This window comes from Yoonia maricola (genome assembly GCF_002797915.1).
In the GTDB taxonomy this organism is placed as follows: Bacteria; Pseudomonadota; Alphaproteobacteria; order Rhodobacterales; family Rhodobacteraceae; genus Yoonia; species Yoonia maricola.
Map to the genome: position 1 here is coordinate 767,269 of NZ_PGTY01000001.1, position 25,761 is coordinate 793,029.

Annotated in this window: 25 protein-coding genes; 11 read left to right on the forward strand and 14 right to left on the reverse strand. The window is 55.5% G+C overall.

The window, feature by feature from the left end; all coding sequences use genetic code 11:
* Positions 1-103 precede the first annotated feature (103 nt).
* Positions 104-904: an exonuclease/endonuclease/phosphatase family protein gene (locus BC777_RS03810; RefSeq protein WP_100366812.1), complete on the reverse strand. Its 801-nt coding sequence runs from the start codon at positions 902-904 to the stop codon at positions 104-106.
* A 104-nt stretch (positions 905-1,008) separates the two neighbouring features.
* Between BC777_RS03810 and guaA the strand changes: the two genes are divergently transcribed.
* A complete protein-coding gene (guaA, locus tag BC777_RS03815; RefSeq protein ID WP_100366813.1) occupies positions 1,009-2,568 on the forward strand; it encodes a glutamine-hydrolyzing GMP synthase in 1,560 nt (519 codons plus the stop codon).
* Positions 2,569-2,654: 86 nt separating this feature from the next.
* Positions 2,655-3,479: an FkbM family methyltransferase gene (locus tag BC777_RS03820; RefSeq protein ID WP_100366814.1), complete on the forward strand. Its 825-nt coding sequence runs from the start codon at positions 2,655-2,657 to the stop codon at positions 3,477-3,479.
* Here the strand turns inward: BC777_RS03820 and BC777_RS03825 are convergent.
* Entirely contained in the window at positions 3,476-3,670 is a 195-nt protein-coding gene (locus BC777_RS03825; RefSeq protein ID WP_100366815.1) for a hypothetical protein, read from the reverse strand. The genes BC777_RS03820 and BC777_RS03825 overlap by 4 nt on opposite strands.
* On the opposite strand from BC777_RS03825, the gene BC777_RS03830 reads away from it, so the two are divergent.
* The 3 genes from BC777_RS03830 (at position 3,654) to BC777_RS03840 (ending at position 6,822) form a co-directional block, all read left to right on the forward strand.
* Positions 3,654-4,520, forward strand: a complete 867-nt coding sequence (locus tag BC777_RS03830; protein ID WP_100366816.1) for a DMT family transporter — start codon at positions 3,654-3,656, stop codon at positions 4,518-4,520. The two genes, BC777_RS03825 and BC777_RS03830, sit on opposite strands and share 17 nt — an antisense overlap.
* Before the next feature lie 145 nt (positions 4,521-4,665).
* Entirely contained in the window at positions 4,666-5,784 is a 1,119-nt protein-coding gene (locus BC777_RS03835) for an OmpP1/FadL family transporter (protein WP_100366817.1), read from the forward strand.
* Between the two features lie 114 nt (positions 5,785-5,898).
* Positions 5,899-6,822 (forward strand): DMT family transporter, encoded by a 924-nt coding sequence (locus BC777_RS03840; RefSeq protein ID WP_245834143.1) that lies wholly within the window; start codon positions 5,899-5,901, stop codon positions 6,820-6,822.
* Here BC777_RS03840 and lpxB read toward each other — a convergent pair.
* The 12 genes from lpxB to pyrH form a co-directional block, all read right to left on the reverse strand.
* Entirely contained in the window at positions 6,784-7,899 is a 1,116-nt protein-coding gene (gene lpxB, locus BC777_RS03845) for a lipid-A-disaccharide synthase (protein ID WP_100366818.1), read from the reverse strand. The genes BC777_RS03840 and lpxB overlap by 39 nt on opposite strands.
* On the reverse strand, positions 7,896-8,777 hold the full coding sequence (locus BC777_RS03850) for an LpxI family protein (RefSeq protein ID WP_100366819.1): 882 nt from the start codon (positions 8,775-8,777) through the stop codon (positions 7,896-7,898). The genes lpxB and BC777_RS03850 overlap by 4 nt, the downstream gene beginning before the upstream one ends.
* Positions 8,777-9,559, reverse strand: a complete 783-nt coding sequence (lpxA, locus tag BC777_RS03855; RefSeq protein ID WP_100366820.1) for an acyl-ACP--UDP-N-acetylglucosamine O-acyltransferase — start codon at positions 9,557-9,559, stop codon at positions 8,777-8,779. Before lpxA ends, BC777_RS03850 begins: the two co-directional genes overlap by 1 nt.
* Positions 9,559-10,020 carry a 3-hydroxyacyl-ACP dehydratase FabZ gene (fabZ, locus tag BC777_RS03860; protein WP_100366821.1) on the reverse strand — a complete coding sequence of 154 codons (462 nt, stop codon included), beginning with the start codon at positions 10,018-10,020 and terminating at the stop codon, positions 9,559-9,561. The genes lpxA and fabZ overlap by 1 nt, the downstream gene beginning before the upstream one ends.
* 88 nt (positions 10,021-10,108) lie before the next feature.
* Positions 10,109-10,630: an OmpH/Skp family outer membrane protein gene (locus BC777_RS03865; protein ID WP_100366822.1), complete on the reverse strand. Its 522-nt coding sequence runs from the start codon at positions 10,628-10,630 to the stop codon at positions 10,109-10,111.
* On the reverse strand, positions 10,630-12,936 hold the full coding sequence (gene bamA / locus BC777_RS03870; protein ID WP_100366823.1) for an outer membrane protein assembly factor BamA: 2,307 nt from the start codon (positions 12,934-12,936) through the stop codon (positions 10,630-10,632). Before bamA ends, BC777_RS03865 begins: the two co-directional genes overlap by 1 nt.
* A 105-nt stretch (positions 12,937-13,041) precedes the next feature.
* The gene (gene rseP / locus BC777_RS03875; RefSeq protein ID WP_168769069.1) at positions 13,042-14,376 is read right to left on the reverse strand and encodes an RIP metalloprotease RseP; all 1,335 of its coding nucleotides are present in this window, start codon (positions 14,374-14,376) and stop codon (positions 13,042-13,044) included.
* A gap of 4 nt (positions 14,377-14,380) precedes the next feature.
* A complete protein-coding gene (dxr, locus tag BC777_RS03880; protein ID WP_100366824.1) occupies positions 14,381-15,550 on the reverse strand; it encodes a 1-deoxy-D-xylulose-5-phosphate reductoisomerase in 1,170 nt (389 codons plus the stop codon).
* Positions 15,547-16,350 (reverse strand): phosphatidate cytidylyltransferase, encoded by an 804-nt coding sequence (locus BC777_RS03885; protein WP_100366825.1) that lies wholly within the window; start codon positions 16,348-16,350, stop codon positions 15,547-15,549. The genes dxr and BC777_RS03885 overlap by 4 nt, the downstream gene beginning before the upstream one ends.
* 2 nt (positions 16,351-16,352) lie before the next feature.
* Positions 16,353-17,078: a polyprenyl diphosphate synthase gene (gene uppS, locus BC777_RS03890; protein WP_100366826.1), complete on the reverse strand. Its 726-nt coding sequence runs from the start codon at positions 17,076-17,078 to the stop codon at positions 16,353-16,355.
* A gap of 21 nt (positions 17,079-17,099) precedes the next feature.
* Positions 17,100-17,663 (reverse strand): ribosome recycling factor, encoded by a 564-nt coding sequence (gene frr / locus BC777_RS03895; RefSeq protein WP_100366827.1) that lies wholly within the window; start codon positions 17,661-17,663, stop codon positions 17,100-17,102.
* Positions 17,664-17,864: 201 nt separating this feature from the next.
* Positions 17,865-18,590 carry a UMP kinase gene (pyrH, locus tag BC777_RS03900; RefSeq protein ID WP_100367990.1) on the reverse strand — a complete coding sequence of 242 codons (726 nt, stop codon included), beginning with the start codon at positions 18,588-18,590 and terminating at the stop codon, positions 17,865-17,867.
* A 194-nt stretch (positions 18,591-18,784) separates the two neighbouring features.
* On the opposite strand from pyrH, the gene BC777_RS03905 reads away from it, so the two are divergent.
* The 6 genes from BC777_RS03905 (at position 18,785) to BC777_RS03930 (ending at position 25,757) form a co-directional block, all read left to right on the forward strand.
* Positions 18,785-19,402, forward strand: a complete 618-nt coding sequence (locus BC777_RS03905; RefSeq protein ID WP_100366828.1) for a hypothetical protein — start codon at positions 18,785-18,787, stop codon at positions 19,400-19,402.
* A 26-nt stretch (positions 19,403-19,428) separates the two neighbouring features.
* Positions 19,429-20,352 carry a tRNA (adenosine(37)-N6)-dimethylallyltransferase MiaA gene (gene miaA, locus BC777_RS03910; RefSeq protein WP_100366829.1) on the forward strand — a complete coding sequence of 308 codons (924 nt, stop codon included), beginning with the start codon at positions 19,429-19,431 and terminating at the stop codon, positions 20,350-20,352.
* A 53-nt stretch (positions 20,353-20,405) separates the two neighbouring features.
* The gene (locus BC777_RS03915) at positions 20,406-21,221 is read left to right on the forward strand and encodes a helix-turn-helix domain-containing protein (RefSeq protein ID WP_100366830.1); all 816 of its coding nucleotides are present in this window, start codon (positions 20,406-20,408) and stop codon (positions 21,219-21,221) included.
* 235 nt (positions 21,222-21,456) lie between these two features.
* Positions 21,457-23,115 (forward strand): ABC transporter substrate-binding protein, encoded by a 1,659-nt coding sequence (locus tag BC777_RS03920; RefSeq protein WP_100366831.1) that lies wholly within the window; start codon positions 21,457-21,459, stop codon positions 23,113-23,115.
* A gap of 134 nt (positions 23,116-23,249) precedes the next feature.
* A complete protein-coding gene (locus tag BC777_RS03925; RefSeq protein WP_100366832.1) occupies positions 23,250-24,296 on the forward strand; it encodes an ABC transporter permease in 1,047 nt (348 codons plus the stop codon).
* A 15-nt stretch (positions 24,297-24,311) separates the two neighbouring features.
* Positions 24,312-25,757: an ABC transporter permease gene (locus tag BC777_RS03930; protein WP_100366833.1), complete on the forward strand. Its 1,446-nt coding sequence runs from the start codon at positions 24,312-24,314 to the stop codon at positions 25,755-25,757.
* Positions 25,758-25,761 lie beyond the last annotated feature (4 nt).

The following is a 25,761-nucleotide window of genomic DNA, read 5'->3' on the forward strand; positions in this document are numbered from 1 at the left end:
TCATCCCTCATAGGTTCTCTGACTGGTGCGTCTCTCTTACAACTCCAACCCGGCTCACCTTGCCCAAATTGCGGCCCCTGAGGCGCGAAAACGACATGTAGTGTCAGTAGACCTTGAAACTCGCCACAAAGGGCAAGTGGTCCGACACCTCATCCTTGAACCGTTCGCGGCCCATGTCCATCGTCCAATGCATTGGAAACAAACGCAAAGACCCGCGAACATAATCGGTGGCGTAAGTGCGCGACACCGCAAACCCGTCCAGCAGGTTCGCGCGGCCCTTATCAAGGATATGGCTGAACCGATCTTGCAGGTCCCAAGAGGATACAAAATCCATCAGGTCATCACCGCCCAAGTGGTGAAAATTACTAACATCCTGACCGGGGATCATGTTGAAGTCACCCATCAGCAGCAGCGTTTTGCGTTTGAAACCAGGGGTGTTGCGCAGATTGGTCAGGTAGTTTCCAATCGCGATACACTGTGTATCGCGCAGTTTTTGTTCCGGTTTGTCCCGCCCTGATTTCAGATGGACCCCAAGCAAATGGGCCGAGAATTTACCCATCTTGATATCAACCGACACCGCACGGCGCCCATTGGCATAGGCCCCTTCAGAGCCCGGCACTAAAGTCGCGTTCGTGACCTCAACGCCTTTCTTATGCAAAAAACCGATATGCAGGTCACCGGGCTGTGCCACGATCGTCGTATCGTAATGTAATCCATAGGTGCCAATCTCGGCGGCCAGCGCATCAATATAGCTGACGGGGTTCACCTCAACCAAAGTCACCAGTTCCGCATCCAGCAACGCCAGCCCTTCGGCCTGCCGTTTCATGCGGTCGCTATCAATGCCGCCAAAGCCTGCAAGGTTCCAAACGGCGACCCGCGCCAATGTGTGTTCAAATATCTGCATCAAAAAACTCCAATAATAATGGTGGTATCATAGCACAAAAATGCGCTTGCGAATATCGCCGCCCCCTCTTGCACAAATCCGGCCCTGCTATTACGCCAAGCGCCATGGATATCAGCACCCACGAACGCCTTCTCATCATCGATTTTGGCAGCCAAGTGACGCAGCTTATCGCGCGTCGTTTGCGCGAACTCAGCGTCTATTGCGAAATTCACCCCTATCAGAACGTCACCGATGCGTTTTTGACCGATTTTGCCCCGAAAGCAGTGATCCTCTCAGGCGGTCCAGACAGCGTGACGCGCGAGGGATCACCCCGCGCCCCGCAATTGGTATTTGAAATGGGCGTGCCAGTGCTGGGCATTTGCTATGGTCAGCAGACGATGATGACCCAGTTGGGCGGCAAAGTAACCAGCGGGCACGGCACCGCAGAGTTTGGGCGGGCCTATGTGACGCCTGAAAGCAAGCTGCCTTTATTGGACGGATGGTTCTCGGCCGACAAGGAACAAGTCTGGATGAGCCATGGCGATCATGTCTCTGAAATCGCACCAGGTTTTGCGGTTTATGGCACGTCGCCAAACGCGCCCTACGCCATTACTGCCGATGTCGCTCGCAATTTCTATGCCGTACAATTCCACCCTGAGGTCCACCACACGCCGAACGGCGCGAAGCTTTATGAAAACTTCGTGCGTCTCGCTGGATTTTCCGGCGATTGGACAATGGGTGCCTACCGCGAACAGGCCATTGCAGCAATCAAGGAACAGGTCGGCGACGCGCATGTGATCTGCGCCCTTTCAGGTGGCGTGGATTCGTCGGTCGCTGCCGCTTTGCTACATGAAGCGATCGGCGATCAACTGACCTGCGTTTTCGTTGATCACGGTCTGCTGCGCCTGAACGAAGCGGAAGAGGTCGTCGGCATGTTCCGCGATCACATGAACCTTAAGGTGATCCATGCCGACGAAAGTGAGCTGTTCTTGGGTGAGTTGGAGGGCCAGTCCGACCCCGAAACCAAGCGCAAGATCATCGGCAAGCTCTTCATCGATATATTCCAGAAATACGCCAATGAGATCGAAGGTGCCGAATACCTCGCCCAAGGCACCCTCTACCCAGATGTCATTGAAAGCGTGAGCTTTTCTGGTGGTCCGTCGGTCACGATCAAAAGCCATCACAACGTCGGCGGTCTGCCCGAAAAGATGGGTTTGAAACTGGTCGAACCACTGCGCGAACTCTTCAAAGACGAGGTGCGCGCTTTGGGTGTTGAATTGGGCCTGCCCAAGTCCTTCATCGGCCGCCACCCCTTCCCCGGCCCCGGCCTTGCCATCCGCTGCCCTGGAGAGATCACGCGCGAAAAGCTGGAAATACTCCGCAAGGCCGATGCCGTCTATATCGACCAAATCCGCAAGCACGGTCTTTATGATGACATCTGGCAGGCGTTCTGCGCCATTCTGCCGGTGCGCACCGTTGGTGTCATGGGCGACGGGCGGACCTATGATTTTGCCTGCGCGCTGCGGGCGGTCACTTCGGTCGATGGGATGACGGCCGATTACTATCCGTTCAGCCATGAGTTCCTTGGCGAAACTGCAACGCGGATCATCAACGAAGTGCAAGGGATTAATCGGGTGACATACGACATCACCAGCAAACCACCCGGCACGATTGAATGGGAATGATAAGGACCACAAATCCTATCACTCTTAACGAACTGTTAAGAACTCTAAAGGAAAGTTGCACAATCCTGAGTTGATGAGTAACGAGCGTGCAACCAACATTGTCCAAAGTATCACCCCGCCCCTTTCGTGAGGGGCTCGCCTCCAGCCAACTGCTGAGATCTATCGCGTTGCCCATCCTACGCCGGATCGACCGGCGCATGACGATCACTAACCCGTTCTCTGGGCTGCCTTTTCATCTGCTCAGCTATACGCATAAGGGCTACTGGTTTTATGGCAAACACCGTGAAACAGAGACCATGCGGCGGCTTGCACAGTTGATCCGCCGCAGCGACACCGTGTTCGAGGTGGGTGGACATATCGGCTATCTAACACAGTTTTTCGCGCGGCAGGTCAGCCATACCGGGCAAATACATGTTTTTGAACCAGGGCAACAAAACCAGCATTTCCTACGCAAAAATATCGCGCGCTGCATGCAATGCGTTCATATCAATGCCGCTGTCACGGACTACACCGGCAAGGCCACGTTTTACGAAGAAAACATGGGCGGCTTCATGAATTCGCTTGAGGCTGATTTTGCATCATCCAGCGATATCGCGCGTACACAACGCAGCAAGCTGGAGGTTCAGGCGCGTAAGGTGAACACGATCACACTTGATGCCTATGCCCGCGCGCATAATGTCTGGCCCGCAGTCCTGAAAATTGATGTCGAGGGGGCAGAACTGGCCGTGCTACGCGGCGGTTTCCAGGTGCTGCAAGCCGCACGCAGCGTGATGATCGAAGTATCGCGCGACCACGAAGCGGTCTTTGACATGCTACGCGATTGTGGTTTCAACCTGACGCAGCCCGACGGCACGCCAATCACCGCGGCTGCGCAGATGGATGGCAATGTCTTTGCCACGCGCGCAGGCTAGCGGTTCCACACATCAAGAGGCAGATCGGTGGTGAACGCATCGGGGCCGCAAGCTGTCTTGCCAACATCATCACAATCGCAAATTTCAATATCTTCGCCCCCGTTTGATATCGCGCCAACCAAATACATCACGGCCGGGGTTGCAAAACAGTGCCGCGCGATGACAACTGCACCTATGAATAATCTTGTCATAGCCACCGCCTGGATGATCGGGGCGATCTCATCTTTCACGCTGATGGCTATTGCAGGGCGGGCGGTCAGCGCAGAGCTGGATACGTTCGAGATCATGCTGTTTCGCAGCCTGACCGGCATCGCCATCGTCGTGAGCGTAGCTGTGGCAACAGGCACAGTGTCCCAGATTAATCAAAGCCGACTAGGGCTGCACGCCATACGCAACATCTTTCACTTCACCGGTCAAAACCTGTGGTTTTACGCCATCACCATGATCCCGCTGGCGCAGGTGTTTGCACTGGAGTTCACCACGCCGATCTGGGTGATCCTGCTGTCACCCCTTATCCTGAAAGAACGGATGACGGCCATCGGTTTACTCAGCGCGGCGATCGGTTTTATTGGCATCCTTATTGTAGCCCGGCCCGACCCCGCCAATATCAGCCTTGGGCTGATGGCCGCAGCCGGTTGCGCGGTGTTTTTTGCGCTCACTGCGATCTTCACCCGCAAGCTGACCCAGACCGAGACGATTACGACAATCCTGTTTTATCTAACGGTCATGCAGGCGGTGTTCGGGCTCGTCTGCGCAGGCTATGATGGCGACATCGCCCTACCCTCGGGCACAGCACTCCCTTGGGTGATCCTGATTGGATGTGCGGGGTTGTTGGCCCACTTCTGCCTGACCAAAGCGCTCAGCATCGCACCCGCAAGCATCGTGATGCCCATTGACTTTGTGCGCCTGCCAACAATCGCGATCGTCGGTATGTTGCTCTATCAGGAACCGCTTGAAATCTGGGTTTTCATAGGTGCTTTTTTGATCTTTGGCGCCAATTACCTTAATATTGCTTTTGCGATGCGCGCCGCGAAAAATTAACGAAACACCAAGATAACCCGACTTATTGTAATTTTGTGACGCCGCGGAGCGGTCTTTTAAATGACGCGGCGTCATTAATTGACGTAAAGCTTAGGCAATCCATAGGGTGGACCGCACATAAAATATTCATGACAGGGATGAGGACATGAAAAACGTAATGACAGCGGGGGCAGCTTTGCTGCTTTCAACCAGCATGGTGCAAGCGGTTGGGCTTGACCGTTCGGGGCAATCAGTAGGTATTATCTTTGAGGAAGGTAATTATGCTGAATTCAGCTTTGGCTATGTCATGCCAACTGTTGAAGGCGATGACGTCGCAGCATTTGATCCACTCGGAGGAGGACCAACAGGTAATGTAGCAGACGATTACGGTGTGGTTGGGTTCGGCTACAAGAGGGACATCGACGAAAAAATGTCTTTCGCCTTGATTATCGATGAACCCTATGGAGCAGATATCAGCTATCCAGTTGGTGACTCGGTCTCTTTAGGAGGAACAGAAGCAGTTCTCGACTCGATAGCTCTGACCGGTCTGCTTAGATATAAATTCGATGAGAATTTTAGCATCTATGGAGGTGTGCGAGCACAGGCAATCGAAGCAAGCGTGACACTTGACGGTGCAGCATATGGTGGCGCTGCGCCTGCGGGCGTCTCTGGCTATAGCGTTGATTTGGATCGTGATGTTGGCTATGGTTACACGCTTGGCGCGGCCTATGAAATTCCGGATATCGCCCTGCGTGTCGCCTTGACCTACATCTCTGAGATTGAGCATGAATTTGGTACATCCGATAATTTTGGCAGTACTGCGGATACAGAAGTGACCACGCCACAGGCGGTGAACCTCGACTTCCAAACGGGTATTGCAGCTGACACTCTGCTGTTTGGTTCGGTACGATGGGCCGAGTATAGTGTTGTTGTCGTTGAACCTGAGGCATTTCCTCTCGGTTCGTTAACAGACATCGATGACGGCTTTGGATACACTCTTGGTGTTGGTCGCAGATTCAACGACGTCTTTTCGGGGTCCGTTTCTGTCGGATATGAGCCCGAAGGCGACAGTGATTTGGTGTCACCATTGGCACCAACAAACGGAAACTACTCGATCGCTGTTGGTGGTGAATACCAGTTGGACGATTACGCAATTTCTGCGGGAATTCGCTATATCGTTCCAGGCGATGCAAGCGCGGAAACAGGTACACCTGATACTGCAAGAGCTGATTTTACCGATAGCAGTGCTGTCGCCATCGGCGTGAAAGTTGCCTACAACTTCTAAGCTTTCATATCGTTGAAGGCATACAAAGCCCCGCCCGACCCGGCGGGGCTTTTTCTTTGACCTCCCGCATGATCCGGGTTGCGTAGGCTTGTGCAAACCGATCATGTCGTCCCCATGGCACCGATCCAGAAAACCGTATCGCCCCGCGCTTGGGTCGAGTTGATGATGCTCTCGCTGATTTGGGGGGCGTCGTTTTTGTCGATCCGCATCGCACTCAATGAAATCGGGCCGCTGACGGCTGTGGCCCACCGCACCGGTTGGGCGATGCTGATCCTTTGGGCCTATGTCCTGGCCCGCCGCCTGACCGTACCGAAAGAGCCGCGCGTTTGGGCGGCGTTCGTTGTGATGGGCCTTCTCAACAACGTTATCCCCTTCAGCTTGATGGCATGGGGGCAGCTCCATATCGAAACCGGTCTCACTTCAATCCTCAATGCCGCGACGGCGATTTTTGGCGTCATAGCGGCCGCAGTCTTCTTTGCGGATGAACGTCTGACGCCACGCAAGGCTGCAGGCGTTACATTGGGCTTCATCGGTGTGTCAACGGCGATAGGTTTGGCCGCATTCAAGGATTTCGACATCCGCTCGCTTGGCCAACTGGCCGTTATTGGTGGGACGATCAGCTACGCGCTCGCAGGGGTCTGGGCGCGTAAAAGGCTGGGCCACCTGAAACCGCAGGTGGCTGCCGCAGGGATGCTGACCGGAGCCAGCATCATGACACTCCCGGTGGCCTGGGCATTTGAAGGGCCGATCACGCTGTCACTGCAACCGCAAACATGGGCCGCCATTGCCTATTACGCCATCGTGGCCACCGCGATCGCCTATATGTTGTATTACCGCGTGCTGGCGATGGCGGGCAGCGGCAATCTGATGCTGTGCACGCTGATGGTTGCCCCGGTTGCTATTGTGCTGGGCGCGTTTGTCTTGGGAGAAGCCTTACCGCTGCGTGCCTATATAGGATTTGCCACTCTGGCCCTTGGCCTGATCGTCCTTGACGGACGGCTATTCAAGCCGTTGCAAAACCGCACGCGCCGCGCGTAGCCCCGGTGGATCACCGCCTTGCCCTAAGCGTTCCATGGTCATCCGCATGGCTGCAAGCTGTGCTTGTGGGTCGGCCAATACCTGTAGAACTGCCTCTGCAATCGGGCCGGGTGTGCAATCAGCACCGATGAATTCCGGCACCACACGTGTTTCGCTGACAAGGTTCACAAGCGTCACCGTGTCCACCATCAGCATCCGGCTGATGATGATCCGGCTTAGCCATGCCATATCATAAGCGATGACCATCGGCGTACCGCTCGCCGCCAATTCCAGCGACACGGTGCCCGAAGCCGCAAGGGCCACATCTGCCCGCTTGAACCACGCAGCCTTATCAGGCGATCCAGGCGGCAGTACCGTGACCGGCACGTCCCAGCCGGCCACCTGCGCCTGCACCAGATCCTGCACGCCCCGGGTTGTGGGAATAACAAACCGGGCATCCGGCACGGCGGCGGCGATCTTCGCTGCTGCCGCGCCAAACCGGTCTGCAAGGCGCGACACCTCACCTTTGCGGCTGCCCGGCAGAACCAGTACGACCGTGCCACTGCCCAAAGCATCCGCATCGGTCTGACTGGCGACAGGTTCTGCCACCACCGGATGTCCTACAAAATCGCAGGCCATTCCGGCGGCCTGCATCAAGGGCGGTTCAAACGGAAATAGTGCCAGCACATGATCAATGTGGCGCGCCATCTTTTCCGCGCGCTTGGGCCGCCAGGCCCAGACTGTCGGGGCCACATAATGCACCGTCCGGATATCACTTGCAGCTTTCACCAGACGCGCCACACGCAGGCAAAAATCCGGGCTGTCGATGGTGATCAGCACATCAGGTGGATCGGCCAATATGGCCTGTGCCATCTGCCTGATCCGGGCCTTAAGCGCGCGGTACTTAGGCAGAATCTCTGCCAACCCCATGACGCTCAGTTCTTCCATCGGAAAGCGGCTGTCTAATCCTTCGGTCTGCATCAGAGGTCCACCAACGCCGTCAAACGTTACATCTGGGCGCAGCGTTTTGAGCCCTGCCATAAGCGCCGCCCCCAGTTTGTCGCCAGAGGCTTCGCCTGCGATCACAAAGACTTTCATGCCCCACCTCGGGGTCGCACCCAAAGAAAGAGGCCCGCTTGATCCAAGATCGACACAACATTGCCAATGTCGAGGACCATTACCCCGTCCGCCTCAATCACGACCCCCGCAAGCCCCGCAGCGGCCGCCGCTTTGGCTGTCTGCAGCCCAATCACGGGCAAATCAGCACGCCGGTCCTGACCGGGTTTTGGCGCTTTGAAAAGGATTGCACCGCGCGCATCGATCGGCTCTCCCTCGGTGCCGCTCAGCCACTCAGCGGCACTGCCAAGGACAGACCCCAAACCATCCACAGCCCCCCAAAGCGGATCATCACTGGGCGCGAATTGCGCCAGCATCGCATCAGTGCCAGCCTGCCTTTCGCGGGCCAGGACGCGGGCGTTGCGCACAACACATGCCTGCCCCATGTCGGCCTTGCCCATCTCTGCGACCGCTTGTTCAGCGGTCACCGCATCTTGCCGGTTGTCCATGGTGACGGGTTGACGTGTGATCACCCCGGCATCAGGCAGCAAATCCGGTGCAATCTCATGCGCAGCTTTGACGGCGAAACCCGCCTCCTCAAAAATCGCGATGATGGTGCGCAAGGCACCGTCATCGCCCTGTGCCACAGCACCGATAATGCGGGGCACCAGCGGTTTGGTCGCATCATCAATCGCTGCGGGGTCAATGGCTGGGCGGGTTACGGCACCGGCCATACACACGTCTGTCACGCCGCGGTCACGCAGGGCGTTCAAAAAGCTGCCCAGTTGTTCGATCCGAAAGGTCAGATCAGGGGTCAGCGCCGGGCGGAACCCTGCCATGGCGCAAACCAAAGGACGTACCGCCATTCGCGCGACAAGCGCAGGCGGCAGATCACCCGTACCCGCAATCAGCGCCAGCATCAGCCCGGTGTCAGGAAATTGCGGTCAGTATCACCCAGAATGAAAGCAACCATCTGTTGCACGTAGGCACTGTCGCTTTCATCCGCCAGCCGATGGGCGCGATCCTGAAATGTCCCCTCGCCGTCCTTGAGCATTTGAAAGGCGGCACGCAGCGCCGTAATATCGGACCGGGCCACACCCTTTCGTTTCAGCCCGACAAGGTTCAGCCCGTCCAAGGCACCGCGTGGGGCCTGCACCAACCCATGTGGGACGACATCTTTGGTCACCATTGTCACCGCGCCAATAATGGCACCCTGCCCGATGCGCACAAACTGATGCACGCCGCACAAGCCGCCGATAATTACGTCATCCTCAATAATGCAGTGGCCCGCCACAGCAGAGGAATTGACCACAATCACCCGATCACCGATTTGCGCATCATGGGCAATATGACAGCCAGCCATGAACAGCCCGTCATCGCCAACACGCGTCTCGCCCCCGCCAGCAGTGGTGCCGGTGTTCATCGTCACATGTTCACGGATACGGTTACGCGCACCGATGCGCAGGCGCGATTTTTCACCATCGAATTTTAGGTCTTGGGGTATTTCACCGATAACGGCGAAAGAGAAAACCACAGTGTCGTCGCCAATATGCGTATCACCGTCGATCACAACATGGCTTTTCAGATGCACCCGTTCGCCCAATACAACATCAGCACCAATCACGCAAAACGGGCCGATGGTACAGTCTGCGCCAATCCGCGCACCATCCGCGATCACGGCCGAGGGGTGAATGTCGCCCATCAGTCTTGCATATCCATCATGGCCGTAAATTCAGCCTCAGCAGCCATTTCGCCATCCACCGTGGCCACACCCTTGAAACGCCAGACCTTACCACCGGGCTTGCCGCGCGTGGTTTCGACGTGCATTTCAAGCACATCACCGGGTACGACCTTGCGGCGGAATTTACAGCCATCAATGGCCATGAAGTACACCAGCAAATTGCCATCGGTCAGACCCAGTGACGTACCAACCATCACCGCCGTGGTCTGTGCCATCGCCTCAACAATTGTCACACCGGGCATGATCGGATTTCCGGGGAAATGGCCCTGAAAATGCGGCTCATTCATGGTGACATTCTTGATACCAACAGCAGAGGTTGTGCCATTGATGCTATGCACTTTATCGACCAGCAAGAACGGATACCGGTGCGGCAGGATTCTCTGAATCAATTGGATATCGGCTGTGGTCACAGTTTCGGTCATGCGCGCGGCTCCTTTATCTTTTTATTGGCGCGCCGGGGCCGCCGTAGCGTTATGAGTAGCAAGCCCTGCTCAAAGCGGCAAGCTTGCGCTACTGTGAACCGTCGCCCAATTCCGCATCGATGCGCACAATGGCGTCGTCGGTGATATTGGCAGCGCGAACCGACAGCACAACATTGCGTTGCTCCAGCACCAGGGCGGCGTCACGTTCAATCATGATATTCGCGACGATCCCCTGAACCCGCTGTTCGAATTCGGTCCTTGCCCCGGCGCTGGCCAGTTGCAGCTCTACGTTCTTGGCGTCGCGCACACGACGCACTTCTTGCACTTTGTCGTCAAAAGCCTCTGCCTCGGTGCGAAACTCTTCGGCAGTCATATTGGGGCGACGCACGGTCAGGCTGCGTTCTTCGAGTGTCAGCGATTCAACAATGCGGTCGTTTTCGGCCTGCAATTCAGACGCCTGCTGGGCCAGTTCCGACGCAAGGCGCTGTCCATAAAGCGTTTCAATGAACAAACGCTCACTATCAATGATCAATACAGGTGGCGATGTTTGTTGGGCTGACGCCGGCAGCGCCAGTATCAGCCAGATCAAACACGCCCGTAGAAACGCCATCAGAAGCTCGTCGAAATAGTCACATCAAAGTTCCGCGTCTCATCGACGTCCTGCACATCAAGCGGTTCGGTAAAGTTGAACCGCAACGGCCCAATTGGCGTTGTCCAGAAGATCGACAGGCCCGCGACAGACCGGCCAATAAAGTCGTTGGAAACGACATCCTCACCAAACGTCTCGCCCACATCCCAGACCGACCCATAATCGATAAAGGCACCGCCGCTAATACCATATTCACTGGGCAGGCCCAAGGGGAACTCTGCCTCAAGCCGTACAACCGAGAACGCATCGCCGCCCAATGCGTCGTCTGTATCTGCATCCCGCGGACCGATCCCCCCGGCCTCAAAACCGCGCATCAAGCGGCTGCCCAAAAAGAAACGATCCGTCACGCGGCTGTTGCCTTTTTGATAGCTTAGCAAGCCACCCTCCCAAGTTGCACGCAGCGTCACCTCTTCGTTCAACACGTCAGTTTCGGCCCCAGCCAATGCAGTGGTCTTGATGAATTGTGTGTCACCAAAGCCAAACTCTTGTCCAAAGCGGAAAACAAGCCCGACATCCGGGTTCAATCCGGTGCGGCGGTTGTCAAAGCTATAGGTATAGCCAAGCGAATTTGTCCAGATACCACCAAGCTCCGCCTCTTGGCTGATTACTTCACTCGCTGAACTGGAAACATCAAACAGGTCATTATATTCAAGAGCATAGAACAAGGACAAACGCCCCAATTCGCTGACTGGAAAGCTCATCGCCGGACTGATCCGTAGCGTTTCGGTATCATAAAGCGCATTTTCATTATCTGTCGTGCTGTAGGACAGGTTGATCGATCCACGCAGATCGCGCCCCAACAATTGCGGCTCAGTGAAGCTGAAGCCAACACTTCGGTTTGACTCAGCGGTCGAAAAACTAAAGTCGAGCCCTTGGCCACGGCCCTGAAAGTTGCTTTGGCTGTACGAGGCCAACAGGCTAGCACCTGTATCCGTATTAAAGTTCGCACCAAAGGACAGCGTCCCGGTTGGGCCTTCCTCTACATCAACATCGATAATGCGTTGGTTCGCGCTTGTTCCGGCACGCGTGTCAACGTTGACACCCTGAAAGAACCCCAGCGCACGAATGCGACGCGCACTTTCCTGCACCTCACGCGGGTTCAGCGGATCACCTTCGACCGAACGGAACTGGTTGCGGATCACACGGTCCAACGTGGTGCCGTTACCTTCGATGTCGATACGTTCAATAAACACGCGCTCGCCCGGGACCAGCACATAGTTTACATTCAGGCTCAGATCGCGGGGGTTGCGGCTGATCTGCGCTTCGGCCTGTACAAAACGGATCCCGCGCTGCACTGCCAGACGCTCAATCCGTGTGATGTCATTGTCAACGGACACCGGCGAATAGGTTGATCCGCTGCGCAAACGCACGGCCTCTTCGAACTCGGCGGCGTTGACGCCGTTGATCTCGCTTGTGACGGTCACATCCGCGATGGAGTATCGTTGCCCCTCGCGGACGTTGTAGGTCACCAGATAGGCGTCGCGTTCGCGGGTCAGCGACACATCGACGTTTTGAATGACAAAATCGATAAAGCCACGCGAGCGGTAGAAATCGGTCAGAACTTCGCGGTCTTGCGCCACGCGCTGGGACGAAAACGTATCGCGCCCGACCAAGGCGCGAAAGATACCTGCCTCTTTGGTTTCAAGTACACGGCGCAAACGCCCTTCGGAAAAGGTGCGGTTGCCCACAAATGTAATGCGCTCAATCTCGGTAATGGCAGATTCGACCACCTCAAACACCAAATCAACACGGTTGTCGGACAAAGGGATGATGCGCGGCGTAACAGTTGCGTTGATCCGGCCTTGTTCAGCATAGGCTTGGGTGATTGCAGCGGTGTCGGCCTCTGCTTGCTCGGGCGTAAACACCCGGCGCGATTGCGATTGCACGAGGGTCAGCAATTGCGCGTCACGCAAGCGGCTATTGCCTTCGATATTGATGCGATTGATGGTGGGGTATTCGACGACGCGGATCAGCAATGTGCTGCCCTGAGGCACCAGATCCACGCTTTCAAACAGGCCGGATTCACGGATGTTTTGCCCTGCGGTGTTCAACTCTGCCGTCGATAACCCGGCACCAGGTTGCAACCCCCCAAATGTCAGGATCGTGCCATCAGCAACGCGCTGGTTGCCTTCGATGTTAAAACTGCTGAATGCAAAATTCTGTGCATGCGCCACGCCCGCCGCCAAAACAGCGATGCAACCCGCCATCCAGATCGACCGCATCGTTGCACCACATTGCGCGATAACGCGCCCCAAACCTGTCTTCATTTTGACCGCCCGTGTTTATACCACCGTTAATCATTTGAGTATCGACAATGGTCAGCGATGTCAAAACGCCAAAAGGTCTATTTCAGCCTTTGTAACGATCTTATTTTATGGGCAGAGGATCGTATCATTCAGGATCGTGAATGTCATCAAAGACAGGATCAGTGACAGGCCCACAAACATAAATACCTGTACCGCACGGTCATTCGGTTTGCGGCGTGTGATGGCCTCATAGGCATAAAAAATAAGATGCCCCCCATCCAAAACAGGGATCGGGAAGAGGTTGATCAGCCCAACAGCCGCCGACAGCGCGCCAATGAACCAGATAAAGCTTTGCGCACCCTGCTCTGCCATTGATCCGCTGGTTTCGGCAATGCCGACCGGGCCGGACAGGTTACAGGTTGAAATCTGGCCAAACAAAATATGCTGCATCGCCGACAATGAGGTCTTGAGCATATCCCAAAGCCCCTCTGCCCCAAGGGTGACCGCCTCGAACAGGCCGACGCCGACGGTTTCTTCATTAAAGAAGATTGTCCCGGTGATGCCAATCAGCCAGCGGGTTTCAAATCCGCCATCAGGGTTTGGCAGGTCAACGCGGCGCGGTGCGATCGTTTTGGTCAACGTTTCACCGTTGCGCCAAATCTCAAATTCCAAGGGTGCGCCTTCCGCGGCCAAAACGACCTCTTGCACCTGCGAAAATGCGAAAATCGGCGTGTCGTTGACCGCAGTAATCACGTCATCAACCTTGATATCGGCATCATCAGCGGCAGAGCGCGGGCTGACACTGGCGACGGCTGCCGGAAAATAGTAAGGGCCGTCAAGCGTTAGCTCATCATCCTCGCGCAAAACGGTATATTCCAGCCGTTCTTGCACCGGCACCAGATCAGAGATCGGCACGTCACGCGCGGGATCGTTGAACAGCACCCCTTCTACAGCGATCATGACATCGCCTTCGCGCAGGTCCGAGGCATAGCTTGCAGGCAATGGGCGTAACTCGCCAAAGGTCAGCGGTTCAGCCGCGCGGCCCTGATACATGATCGAGCCTGCAAAGATCGCAACCGCCAGCACAAAGTTAAAGATCGGCCCCGCCGCCACAGTGGCTGTGCGCGCCCACAGTGGTGCCCCCAGCATTGTCCGGCGCATATCGGCCTCTGAGACTGTGCCGTCTGTACCTACACTGGCCGCAGTCGCATCGCCCATAAACTTGACGTAACCACCCAAAGGAAGCGCTGCGATTTGCCACTTGGTCCCGCGTCTGTCCACGCGACTGTAAATCACAGGACCAAAACCAAGCGAAAACACATCCGCGTGGATACCGCACCAGCGGCCCACGATGTAATGGCCATATTCATGGATCGCGACGATCACCGAAAGCGCCACCACGAAGGCCGCGATCATAAAGGCGAAGTTGCCAAACATCGGCACAAATTGCGTCAAGTCCAAAGCGTTATCCTAATTGGCTAAAGGTTTCCGCGGCATAAATCCGCGCCAGCCTGTCTGTCTCAAGTACGTTATCTAGGGTGATCTGGGCATTTTGCAGCCCTCCCAGCGATGACATTTTGTCGAGCGTCATTGAAACCACTTTTGACATATCCAAAAACCCAATGTCACCCGCAATAAACCCATCCAAAGCATGTTCTTTTGCGGCATTAAACACAGCGCCCGACAAACCGCCTTCTGCCATCACCCGCTTTGCGATGCTGAGCGCGGGATAGCGCGCATCGTCTGGCGCTTCAAACGTCAGGCTGCCAATCTTGGCAAGATCCAGCCGTTCAACAGGCAAGGCTTTGCGTTCGGGCCAATGCAGCGCATAGCCAATCGCGTGGCGCATATCCGGTGGACCCACATGGGCCATCAGCGCACCATCATGAAAACCCACCATCGCATGGATCAGGCTTTCGCGATGGATCAACACTTCGATCTTATCAGCCGAGACATTGAAAAACTCTTTGGTTTCAATTAGCTCCATCGCCTTATTGAACATCGACGCGCTATCAATCGTGATCCGCTGACCCATATCCCAATTTGGATGACTAGAGGCTTGCGCCAATGTCGCCGTCACCAGCTTTTCTACCGGCCAATCACGAAACGCACCACCGCTAGCGGTTATAATCACCCGCTCAACCGCCGCCATATGTTCGCCGACTAACGCCTGAAACACCGCTGAATGTTCGCTATCCACTGGCAAAACGGTTGCGCCGTACGCCTTGGCACGCCCTAGCAAAAGTGGCCCTGCGGTCACCAGCGACTCCTTGTTGGCAAGCGCCAATGTTGTGCCATGAGACAGCGCCTCCAGCCCAGGCACCAAGCCCGCAGCCCCTACAATCGCCGACAGCGCCCAATCCACGGGACGGGTCGCCGCCTGTGCAATTGCATCCGGTCCAGCAGCGACCTCGACTTCCGTATCGGCTAGCAAGTCTTTCAATTCTTTGTAGCATTCAGGATAGCACGTCACCGCCAGATCAGCATTCAAGCGTCGCGCATCAGCGGCCAATTGCACCACGTTACGCCCGCCTGTCAGAGCTACGACATCATATCCTTCAGCGTCGCGCGCCACCAGATCAAGCGCACTTTGCCCCACGGATCCCGTCGCGCCAAAAACCGTGATCCGTCTCACCAAACAACCCCAGGCACATCAAAGATGTCGGCAACCACGATCAGAAACAGCGACGCCCCCAAAAGCGCATCGAACCGGTCGAATAAACCGCCATGGCCGGGAATGAGCGTCGAACTGTCCTTCACACCCATACGCCTCTTCAACGCGCTTTCGGCAATATCGCCCATCTGACCTGCAAAACTCAGCACCATAGAAATCAAGATGATCCAAAGGCCAGCATTTGTGAACAACGTGAATAGAAACCCGACCAATGCCGCCCCTATCCACCCAGCAACAGTACCACTCCACGTCTTTTTGGGGCTGATCTTGGGCCAAAATTTGGGTCCGCCCAAGGCTTTGCCCGCAAAATAACCAAAGATATCCGTCACAATGACCACAGACATCAGCCACAGCAGCCAAAAGAAACCATAATCCATGCGGAAATGAACCAAGCCCCAGCCGGCTAGCTGAATGCCCAAAGCAAAGATGAAGAACGTCTTTATCTCGGTTTTCAGCTGCGACGCGCCAATCACTGGAACAACCAAAAACAACACCATGCCCCAAAGGCTGCCGCCGGCCAATTGGCCCGACATGACAGAGGCCACCAATGCGGTTAAGAGCATCCCCTTGGTGGGCTCGTCAGGGCGGATCATCATCCACAATTCCCACACCATCACCGCCGTGACAAAAACCGCCAGCATCTGAAACCAGACGCCGCCAAGGATCACGCCGATGGCACCAACAAACACCATCGCACCACTTGAGATCAGCCTGACGGTCAGATCATCCCATTTAGCAGGTTGTGGTGCCGGGGTATTCATCGTCAGGCGCGCACGGCCCCGAAACGGCGATCACGGCTGCCATAGCTTTGCAATATTTTCGCAAATTCATTGGCTGTGAAATCCGGCCAGAGCGTATCGACAAATTCATATTCAGCATAAGCCGACTGCCAAAGCAGGAAATTCGAAATCCGCGCCTCACCGCTCGTGCGGATCACCAGATCGGGGTCGGGCAGCACATGGGTGTCCAGAAACCCGGCAAGGGTTTCGGCATCCACATCATCATGACTTAAACGCCCTTGTGAGACCTCAAAGGCCAAACGCTTTGCCGCGCGAGTGACCTCGTCGCGACCACCATAGTTCAGGGCGACGGTGAGATGGACGCGATCATTATCCGCCGTACGCAGCTCCAACTCATCCATGAGCGCGACCAATTTGTCGTCAAGGCGGATGCGATCCCCAATGAACCGCACGCAAACACCGCTTTCGTGTAGATCTGTCGCCTCGCGCTCAAGATAGCGCCGAAACAAGGACATCAGGCCAGCTACTTCAGTTTGGGTTCGCTTCCAATTCTCTGTCGAAAACGCAAAGATCGTCAGATATTTCACGCCCAGATCGGGACAGGCCTTTAGAATATCGCGAACCCGGCGCGCACCTGCATGGTGACCAAACAGGCGGGGGCGCCCGCGTTTCTGGGCCCAACGCCCATTCCCATCCATGATAATGGCTACGTGGGCCGGTGCGGTCTTGGCATCTGCGTCTTTGGGCATGGGTGCCCTTTCCTGCTTGGCTTAGACCTGCATGATCTCGGCTTGTTTGCTCTCAATCGTTTCATCAACGATTTTGATATGGGCGTCGGTCACTTCCTGTACTGCGCCTTCCCAGAATTTCTGATCGTCTTCGGACAGACCATCGGCTTTGGCCTTTTTGATCTGGTCCATACCATCACGGCGCAAGTTGCGGATCGATACACGGGCGCTTTCGCCATATTGGCCCGCCACCTTCGTTAATTCGCGACGGCGCTCTTCATTTAGCTCTGGGATCGGCAGCATAATGATCGTGCCGTTGAGTTGAGGGTTGATTCCCAACCCGCTCTCACGAATGGCTTTTTCGACTTTGGCCACAAGCCCTTTGTCCCAGACATTGATCGTCACCATACGTGGTTCAGGCACATTCACAGTACCGACCTGATTGATCGGCGTCATGGAACCATAGGCATCCACCATCACCGGCTCCAACATCGAACCAGAAGCACGGCCAGTACGCAAAGAGGCCAGTTCAACACGCAGGTTGGCAATGGCACCTTCCATGCGGCGGGTCAGATCATCGGTATCAAGTTCAAAATCGTCAGACATTATTTCTTTGCTCTTCCTCGTCGGGCCTTTGCCCGGTTTTCACCGTTTTAGGCGAAAGAGACCACCTTGTATAGACAGGCAAACCTTACCTATTCGTGCAGTTTCTGCGCATAACCCCTTCTCATGTTTCAAAATACCGCCGGTCGTTTGTGCGGCAGCGCCCCTTATCTTGTAAAATCACCTGCGGCGGGGCCGCTTCGTTTAATCCTTTACAATGGTATAGGTGCCTTCGCCGGCCAAAATACCTTGGAAACCACCCGGCTCATCAAGTGAGAACACAATAATCGGGAGATCATTGTCGCGCGCCAGCGCAATAGCGCTGGCATCCATAACCCCAAGGTGTTTTTGTAACACCTCGTCGTATGAAACTGTCCCATAGCGCACCGCATCATCATGTTTTGCGGGGTCTTTGTCATAAACGCCGTCAACTTTCGTTCCCTTGAAAATCGCCTCACAGTTCATCTCACTGGCGCGCAACGTGGCCGCTGTATCAGTCGTGAAGTAAGGGTTTCCTGTGCCCGCGGCGAAAATACAAACCCGCTTTTTCTCAAGGTGTCGGACGGCGCGACGGCGAATGTAAGGTTCGGCAACCTCATTCATCGTGATGGCCGATATGACGCGGGTATGTATCCCCAGTTCCTCAAGCGCCGATTGCATCGCCAGCGCGTTCATCACTGTCGCAAGCATGCCCATGTAATCGGCGGTTGTCCGCTCCATCCCTTGAGCCGAGCCCTGCAATCCGCGAAAGATATTGCCGCCGCCGATGACCATGGAAATCTCGACGCCCAGATCATGCACCGATTTCACCTCGCGGGCCACACGCTGCACCGTGGGCGGGTGCAAACCAAATGAGGTATCGCCCATCAGCGCCTCACCCGAGATTTTAAGCATCACACGTTTATATGCCGTTTTCCCAGTCGCGATCATGATCCACCCCTGCAGTCTATCCAATTGTCGGGCAACCTGTCTCAAAACGATAATAGTTTCAATGCTACATTCACCACAAATAGTCGGTTGGGCGTTGACCATCGTGAACACCACATCCTATGGTCACGACACGAAATTAACACTTTTTTAACTGTTGCGCATGCTGCGCCAGATACGAGACCAAAGGAACTGCCATGTACTCTGCGACCAAGACATCACTTCTTTTTATCGGCGCCCTTGGCCTGGCTGGATGTGACGATACATCAGATGATAATGAATTTGACACAACATTCAGCTCTTTCGCAGAGATCGAGGCTGCGCTTGAACCAGACCTATCAGCTATCGTTCAAGAGGATGGCACACTTATCGACAATGCCTCTCAGATATCCGACAGCGAGGATTTTGAAACGATCACAGCAGGCTCGGTCACCTATAATGGGGCGGTTATTGCAGAGGAAAGTGATGATGGCGGGACGTTGATTGGCCAGATTGAGATTGTTGCTAATCTTAGCAACAGCAGGGTTGAAGGAACGGCAGGCAACTTCTTCCACAGCAACGATGGCGAGGTTTCTGGCACTTTGGAGGGCAATTCCGAATTTACACAGGACGTGGGTACGGACGGGGATCACTTTGAAATGCAGTTGACCGGGGAACTCGAGATTCTTGACACGGATTACGACACAACTTTGGACCTTCAAGGTAACTTCTTGGACGTGGATGAAAGCGCGGACCAGGTTGCAGGTGATGCAGATTTCGACTTTGGCGATGATGGGCCGGAATATGAGCAAGGTGCGTTCCAAGGGTCGCGCTAAACCAGCGCGAGCCGCCGACAGCCGCAATGAAGCCTGATCCGCAAGGGGCTTCGTACCTACTGCCCGACCGCCCGGTGCTGATCGCCGGGCCGACGGCTTCAGGGAAATCTGCACTTGCCCTGCATATCGCAAAGACCCAAGGCGGCGTGATCGTGAACGCGGACGCGCTGCAGGTCTTTGATGGGTGGCGTATCCTGACTGCACGACCAGACGATGCCGACCTGATGGCGGCTGATCACGCGCTTTATGGACATGTCCCCTTTGATGCCGATTATTCTGTCGGGCACTGGCTGCGTGACGTCACCCCCTACCTGACAGGCAGCAAGCGCCCGATCATCGTGGGCGGCACCGGTTTGAACTTCAATGCTCTGACGCAAGGCTTGGCCGATATCCCAGCGACACCCACGACCGTGCGCCAGACGGCAAATGCCCAAAGCCTGCCCGATTTACTTGCCGCGCTGGACAGCGACACCATCAGCCGCATCGATCAGCAAAATCGCATGCGGGTACAACGTGCATGGGAGGTGTTGCAAACGACAGGCAAAAGCCTCGCTGCATGGCAGGACACAACACCACCACCCTTGCTGCCTCTTTCCAAGGCCACCTGCATCACCCTTGATGCACCAAAGGATTGGCTAAACAGCCGCATCGAACAGCGTTTTGATCTGATGCTTGACCAAGGCGCACTTGATGAGGCGCGCGCCATGCTGCCAAAGTGGCACCCTGATCATCTGTCCTCCAAGGCAATCGGTGCGCCGGAACTAATTGCACATCTCAAAGGGCAGATGACCCTGATAGAAGCACGCGACGCAGCCATCATCGCCTCGCGCCAATATGCAAAGCGACAACGCACATGGTTCCGCGCGCGACACAAAGAATGGCATCATATTGCCGCTGATAGCCCTGACTTATCTGCAACACTGCGCTTTGCTGATGAGCCGGCGGATTGATGCCCAACAGTTTTCTGAACAGACTTGTTAAAAATCAACATTGAGGCAAGTTGATGAATATGATGAGCAAACAGGAACCGGCCCTCGCGCTGGCTGCGATCACCTATGGCGGACCCAGCGCACGCTGGAGGACCGAGGCGATGCGCAGCCATGCAGGCGGGCGTTTGATCCATATCACCAAAGGTCAGGGCCGGATCACGGTTGCAGGGCTAACAAATGGGTATGGCCCCAACAACCTGATCTATATTCCACCCGGCACGATGTATGGGATGGAAGTGGGACCGACCGTATTTGGCCAGATCCTAACTTTGCCTGACGTCACAGGCTGGCCTGATGCGCCCTTCCACCTGCGGCTGCTTGATGTTGATCCTCAAAAAGAACTGGTCGGTCTGATTGAGGCGATCGAACGCGAATTGCAGCCCAACGGGGATCTGCGCGCGGCAAATTGCCACTTTGGGCTGCTGAGTATCTTTGTCGAACGGCAGTTAGAGAACCGTGATCCTGCCCATGTGGATGCGCGGCGCAAGACGGCTGCGGCGCAACTTGTGGCACAATACACAGCGATGGTCGCGCAAAACATGCGTTCTGGCCGTAGTGTTGCCAGCTATGCCGAAACGCTTGGAGTGACACCGACGCATCTGACAAGAAGTTGCCGCAAGACCTGCGGGCGCTCTGCGCTATCTTTACTGAATGATAGCATATATTTTGAAGCCTGCATGATGCTCAAAGAAACAAAGATGCCGATACAAGACATCGCGCAACATCTCGGCTTTCGGTCACCGGCGTATTTCACCCGAAGTTTTCAGGAAAAATCGGGGCAGACACCGCGGGACTTCAGGCAAAAGGGTGCAATTTCTGCGCGTTCCTAAGCGGCTCTTTTTGCCACCGGCAACGCCAAAGCGCTTTGAAACTGGCGCCACAAATGTCGCTTTTGGCATATCAACTTGTCGTAATTGTCATTCGAATTGTGAAACGTCCGGTTGACCTATGCCCGAAAATTGTGCCGAATAGCATCCGGACAGGGGAAGGTGATGTCGGCAATAGAAATATTGGTGGCACCTACACCTATGCAAAAAAAAAGAAATGTGTCACAGGGAGAAACGAATGACGCACTCACAAAAACCAATCCATCCGGCCGCGTTGATGTATGCCGAGGAAGCGAAGGCGGGCAAAATTGACCGCCGCGAATTCCTCGCTCGCTCAACCGCGCTTGGTGTGACGGCGACGGCAGCTTACGGGCTGATCGGTGCTGCACAACCAGCGCAGGCCGCCGGACACGCGCAGCAAGGCGGCACGGTCCGCATGCAAATGGAAGTGCGCGCGCTGAAAGACCCACGCACTTATGACTGGACACAAATCGCATTCTTCTCGCACGGTTGGCTGGAGTATCTTGTTGAATACAACAACGACGGTTCCTTTGCCCCAATGCTGCTGTCCAGCTGGGACGTGAACGACGACGCGACAGTATACACGCTGAACGTCCGTCCGGGTGTAAAATGGAACGATGGCTCTGACTTCACCGCCGCTGATGTTGCCCGTAACATCGAAGGCTGGTGTGACAAGAACATGGAAGGCAACTCGATGGCCGGCCGCTTCGCGATCCTGGTCGATGAAGCCACAGGCATGGCTGTCGAAGGCGGTATCGAGGTCGTTGATGATCTGACCGTGCGCCTGAACTTGCCAGGCTCCGACATCTCGCTCATCGCAGGCATGGCAGATTATCCTGCGGCGATTGTGCCTGCTGATTTTGATGCGGAAAACATGACCGGCAACCCGGTTGGCACGGGCCCATACTTGCCAGAAAGCCTTGAAGTGGGCGTCAAAGGGGTGCTGGTTCGTAACGAAGGTTTTGAGTGGTGGGGCTATGCCGAAGGCAAAGGCGCATTCCTCGACCGGATCGAATACATCGACTATGGCACAGATCCATCGGCTTGGGTTGCTGCTGCGGCTGCTGACGAAGTTGACATGTTTTACGAAACTGTTGGCGACTTTGTTGAGGTCGTCGAAGGGATCGGCTGGGAGCGTTCTGAAATCGCATCAGCTGCGACGATCGCCATTCGCCCGAACCAACTGGCCGAAGTGGACGGCATGCAGCCCTACGCTGACAAGCGCGTGCGTCAAGCCATCGCCATGGCTGTCGATAACGCGGTTTGTCTTGAGCTTGGTTACTCTAACCTTGGTCAGGTTGCCCGCAACCAGCACGTAGGCCCCATGCACCCTGCATGGGCAGATGTTCCCGGCATGGCACATGATCCAGAGGGCGCGCTTGCCTTGCTGACAGAAGCTGGCATGGCTGACTTTGAGATGGAAATCGTGTCCATTGATGATGACTGGCGCAAGAACACAACTGACGCTGTTGCAGCCCAGTTGCGTGACGCTGGTTTCAATGTAAAGCGGACAATCATTCCAGGCTCGACCTTCTGGAACGACTGGACGAAGTATCCGTTCTCTTCCACAAACTGGAACCACCGCCCGCTGGACACGCAAATTCTGGGTCTGGCGTATCGTTCTGGCGAAGCGTGGAACGAAAGCGGCTTTGCGAATGCAGAGTTTGATGCTCTGCTGGCCGAGGCCAACTCAATCGCCGATGCAGATGAGCGTCGCGAAGTGATGGCTAAGCTTCAGGCTATCATGACCGAAGAAGGTGTGACGATCCAGCCGTACTGGCGTTCGCTCTACCGCCACTCCAAGCCGGGTTTTGTGGGTTGGGATATGCATATCGCCTATCTGCCACAGATGTACAAAGTGGCACTGGCTGCCTAACCTGCAAAAACATAAGGCCATCCATGATCGGATGGCCTTTTTTTGTAATAGAATGTGGACCACCGGCAAACCGGGGCCGCAGTGTAATGTATAGTCAGGCAAAGTCCTGACGCTGCTCACCAACAGGGGCCTTTATGGGATTGTTTATTCTGCGCCGCCTTGGGGTCATGCTCCTCACGGCACTTTGCCTGACATTCATTGTTTTCTGGCTGACGAACCTTGCACCGAACCTCGAAAAACTCGCCAAGACCCAAGGCAACGCTCGTATGTCGGACGAAGCGGTCGTCAGCTGGCTTGATAATCGTGGCTATAATCAGGCCTTGCCAATCAAATATGGTCAATGGCTCGGTGTTTTGCCTGGCTACATCATTGAAGGCACCGACGGACAGGTTCGCGCCCGTTGTGCTGCACAAGGCCAACCGGTCGAGGACGCAGCAACCTTCTGCGGCATTTTGCAAGGCGACTGGGGGTATTCAACGGTTTTCAAAGACGAGGTCGGAACCATCGTCGCCACCCGCCTTGGCCTGACCGGTAAGCTGATGTTCTGGGTCATGATGGTCATGGTCCCGGGCGCCTTGATCATCGGCGTGCTCGCCGGCATGCGCGAAGGCTCACGGACCGACCGCAGCCTGTCCACAGTCTCTATCGTTTCAACCGCAACGCCTGAATACGTCTCTGGCGTTGTCTTCATCTCGGTCTTTGCAACGGCAACCTTCGGGATGCAGTGGTTCAAAGGCACCGCAACAGGTGCCATGGAAGACGCAACGTTCGAGAATTTCTTCCTCCCCGTCATCACCATCGCCCTTTACGGCATGGGCTATATTGCGCGGATGACGCGGGCCTCGATGACCGAGGTCATGACCGCGCAATATATCCGCACAGCCCGCCTGAAAGGTGTCAGCTTCCCCAAGATCGTCTTGAAACACGCGCTCCGCAACGCATTGATTGCACCCTTCACGGTGATCATGTTGCAATTCCCGTGGCTCTTGAACGGCGTCGTCATTGTCGAGACCTTGTTCAACTACAAGGGTTTCGGCTGGGTGTTGGTGCAGGCCGCCGGCAATAACGACATCGAGCTGTTGCTGGGTGTGTCCATCGTTTCCGTCTTCGTGGTCCTTGTGACACAGCTGATATCCGACATCGGCTATGTGTTCCTGAACCCACGCATTCGCATTTCTTAAAAGGAGGATCAGGACATGGAAGCTCTCACATGGACAGGCAGCCTCGGCACCATCCTCAACCCCGTGCTTATGATACTTCTGGCCCTGCTGGCCGTTGCGATCGTGGCGCAGATGATCTTGGGGTTCTTTGCCCCGGCCCAAACATTGCAATCAAACCCTGATGGAACGATTGCGGCAACCACCGGTCCGCTAGGGCTGGCTGAGACAGGGGTAAAGTACACCTTCCTCGGCATCCTCTTAATCGTGATCGCCTATATCGTTGTCCCACAGATTATGCCTTATGGGGCCGCTGGGATCGTCGGCGAGATCACAAAGCGGTTTTTACCAGTGTGGATATCGCTGATCGCGCTTTTCGCAGTGTCAATCATCTACAAGCGCAAGCTGGGCCTTTACGGCAAGCTGTTTGATAGCACCGTCGGCATGATCGGTTTTGGGCTAGTAATGTTCTGGGTCTTCACAGCCCTTTTTGTCGGCCTCTTCGACATGATCGCCACACATGACTATCTTAGCCAGGTCTCTGGCCTGAAGAACAAGGGCCCCGGTATACCCGTGCCGGAAGGTACCGCAGGCCTGATCCCGCACTACCTGCTGGGCGGCGATAACCTTGCGCGCGATATCTTCAGCCGCGTGGTTCAGGGCTCCGTCTTCGTGATTGCGATCGCACCGCTGGCCACGATTTTTGCCTTCATGGTCGGGATTACTTTGGGCCTGCCGGCAGGTTTCTACGGCGGGAAGCTGGACACGTTCCTGTCCTTCGTTGCGAACCTGATCCTCGCCTTCCCCGTGATCCTGCTGTTCTATCTGCTGGTCACACCGGAAATCGTGGAAACAGGTATCCCCTCCTATATGGCTGCGTTTCTGTTCGTCTTCCCGCTCATCTTCTTCGGCGTCTTGCTAAACTCGCGTTACTACACCCAACCGGCCAAGCGCACAGCGATCTTGGTCCCAGTGTTGGGTATCTTGGGCTGGCTTTACCTGTCAGTCATCAACCAGAAAGGCACGGTCATCGACTTCCTGCCTGCATGGTTGGACCTCTTTGATATCTCCATCCTTGTGGTCTTTGTCTCCGTGGTCTTCGTGAACGCGCCCACCGTGTTCCGTATCGTGCGTGGTCTGACGCTGGATCTGCGCACACGTGACTATGTTGCCGCCGCCCAGACCCGCGGCGAAGGCGCGTGGTACATCATGCTATGGGAAATCCTGCCCAACGCGCGGGGTCCGCTGATCGTCGATTTCTGCCTACGGATTGGTTATACAACCATCCTGCTAGGCACCTTGGGCTTCTTCGGCTTGGGTCTTTCGTCTGAAAGCCCTGACTGGGGATCGACCATTAACGAGGGCCGTAAGCTCCTCTTGATTTTCGCACACCCTGCCTTGCCGCCAGCCGGCGCTTTGCTGAGCCTCGTCTTAGGACTCAACCTGCTGGCTGACGGCCTGCGTGAAGAAAGCTTGAAGGATTAATCTG

Excerpts from the sequence above, each read along its gene's own strand:
- BC777_RS03810 (WP_100366812.1), bottom strand. The coding sequence starts at position 904 with ATGCAGATATTTGAACACACATTGGCGCGGGTCGCCGTTTGGAACCTT.
- guaA (WP_100366813.1), top strand. The coding sequence starts at position 1,009 with ATGGATATCAGCACCCACGAACGCCTTCTCATCATCGATTTTGGCAGC.
- BC777_RS03830 (WP_100366816.1), top strand. The coding sequence starts at position 3,654 with ATGAATAATCTTGTCATAGCCACCGCCTGGATGATCGGGGCGATCTCA.
- BC777_RS03825 (WP_100366815.1), bottom strand. The coding sequence starts at position 3,670 with ATGACAAGATTATTCATAGGTGCAGTTGTCATCGCGCGGCACTGTTTT.
- BC777_RS03835 (WP_100366817.1), top strand. The coding sequence starts at position 4,666 with ATGAAAAACGTAATGACAGCGGGGGCAGCTTTGCTGCTTTCAACCAGC.
- BC777_RS03840 (WP_245834143.1), top strand. The coding sequence starts at position 5,899 with ATGGCACCGATCCAGAAAACCGTATCGCCCCGCGCTTGGGTCGAGTTG.
- lpxB (WP_100366818.1), bottom strand. The coding sequence starts at position 7,899 with ATGAAAGTCTTTGTGATCGCAGGCGAAGCCTCTGGCGACAAACTGGGG.
- BC777_RS03850 (WP_100366819.1), bottom strand. The coding sequence starts at position 8,777 with ATGCTGGCGCTGATTGCGGGTACGGGTGATCTGCCGCCTGCGCTTGTC.
- lpxA (WP_100366820.1), bottom strand. The coding sequence starts at position 9,559 with ATGGGCGACATTCACCCCTCGGCCGTGATCGCGGATGGTGCGCGGATT.
- fabZ (WP_100366821.1), bottom strand. The coding sequence starts at position 10,020 with ATGACCGAAACTGTGACCACAGCCGATATCCAATTGATTCAGAGAATC.
- BC777_RS03865 (WP_100366822.1), bottom strand. The coding sequence starts at position 10,630 with ATGGCGTTTCTACGGGCGTGTTTGATCTGGCTGATACTGGCGCTGCCG.
- bamA (WP_100366823.1), bottom strand. The coding sequence starts at position 12,936 with ATGAAGACAGGTTTGGGGCGCGTTATCGCGCAATGTGGTGCAACGATG.
- BC777_RS03885 (WP_100366825.1), bottom strand. The coding sequence starts at position 16,350 with ATGAATACCCCGGCACCACAACCTGCTAAATGGGATGATCTGACCGTC.
- uppS (WP_100366826.1), bottom strand. The coding sequence starts at position 17,078 with ATGCCCAAAGACGCAGATGCCAAGACCGCACCGGCCCACGTAGCCATT.
- frr (WP_100366827.1), bottom strand. The coding sequence starts at position 17,663 with ATGTCTGACGATTTTGAACTTGATACCGATGATCTGACCCGCCGCATG.
- pyrH (WP_100367990.1), bottom strand. The coding sequence starts at position 18,590 with ATGATCGCGACTGGGAAAACGGCATATAAACGTGTGATGCTTAAAATC.
- BC777_RS03905 (WP_100366828.1), top strand. The coding sequence starts at position 18,785 with ATGTACTCTGCGACCAAGACATCACTTCTTTTTATCGGCGCCCTTGGC.
- miaA (WP_100366829.1), top strand. The coding sequence starts at position 19,429 with ATGAAGCCTGATCCGCAAGGGGCTTCGTACCTACTGCCCGACCGCCCG.
- BC777_RS03915 (WP_100366830.1), top strand. The coding sequence starts at position 20,406 with ATGAATATGATGAGCAAACAGGAACCGGCCCTCGCGCTGGCTGCGATC.
- BC777_RS03920 (WP_100366831.1), top strand. The coding sequence starts at position 21,457 with ATGACGCACTCACAAAAACCAATCCATCCGGCCGCGTTGATGTATGCC.
- BC777_RS03925 (WP_100366832.1), top strand. The coding sequence starts at position 23,250 with ATGGGATTGTTTATTCTGCGCCGCCTTGGGGTCATGCTCCTCACGGCA.
- BC777_RS03930 (WP_100366833.1), top strand. The coding sequence starts at position 24,312 with ATGGAAGCTCTCACATGGACAGGCAGCCTCGGCACCATCCTCAACCCC.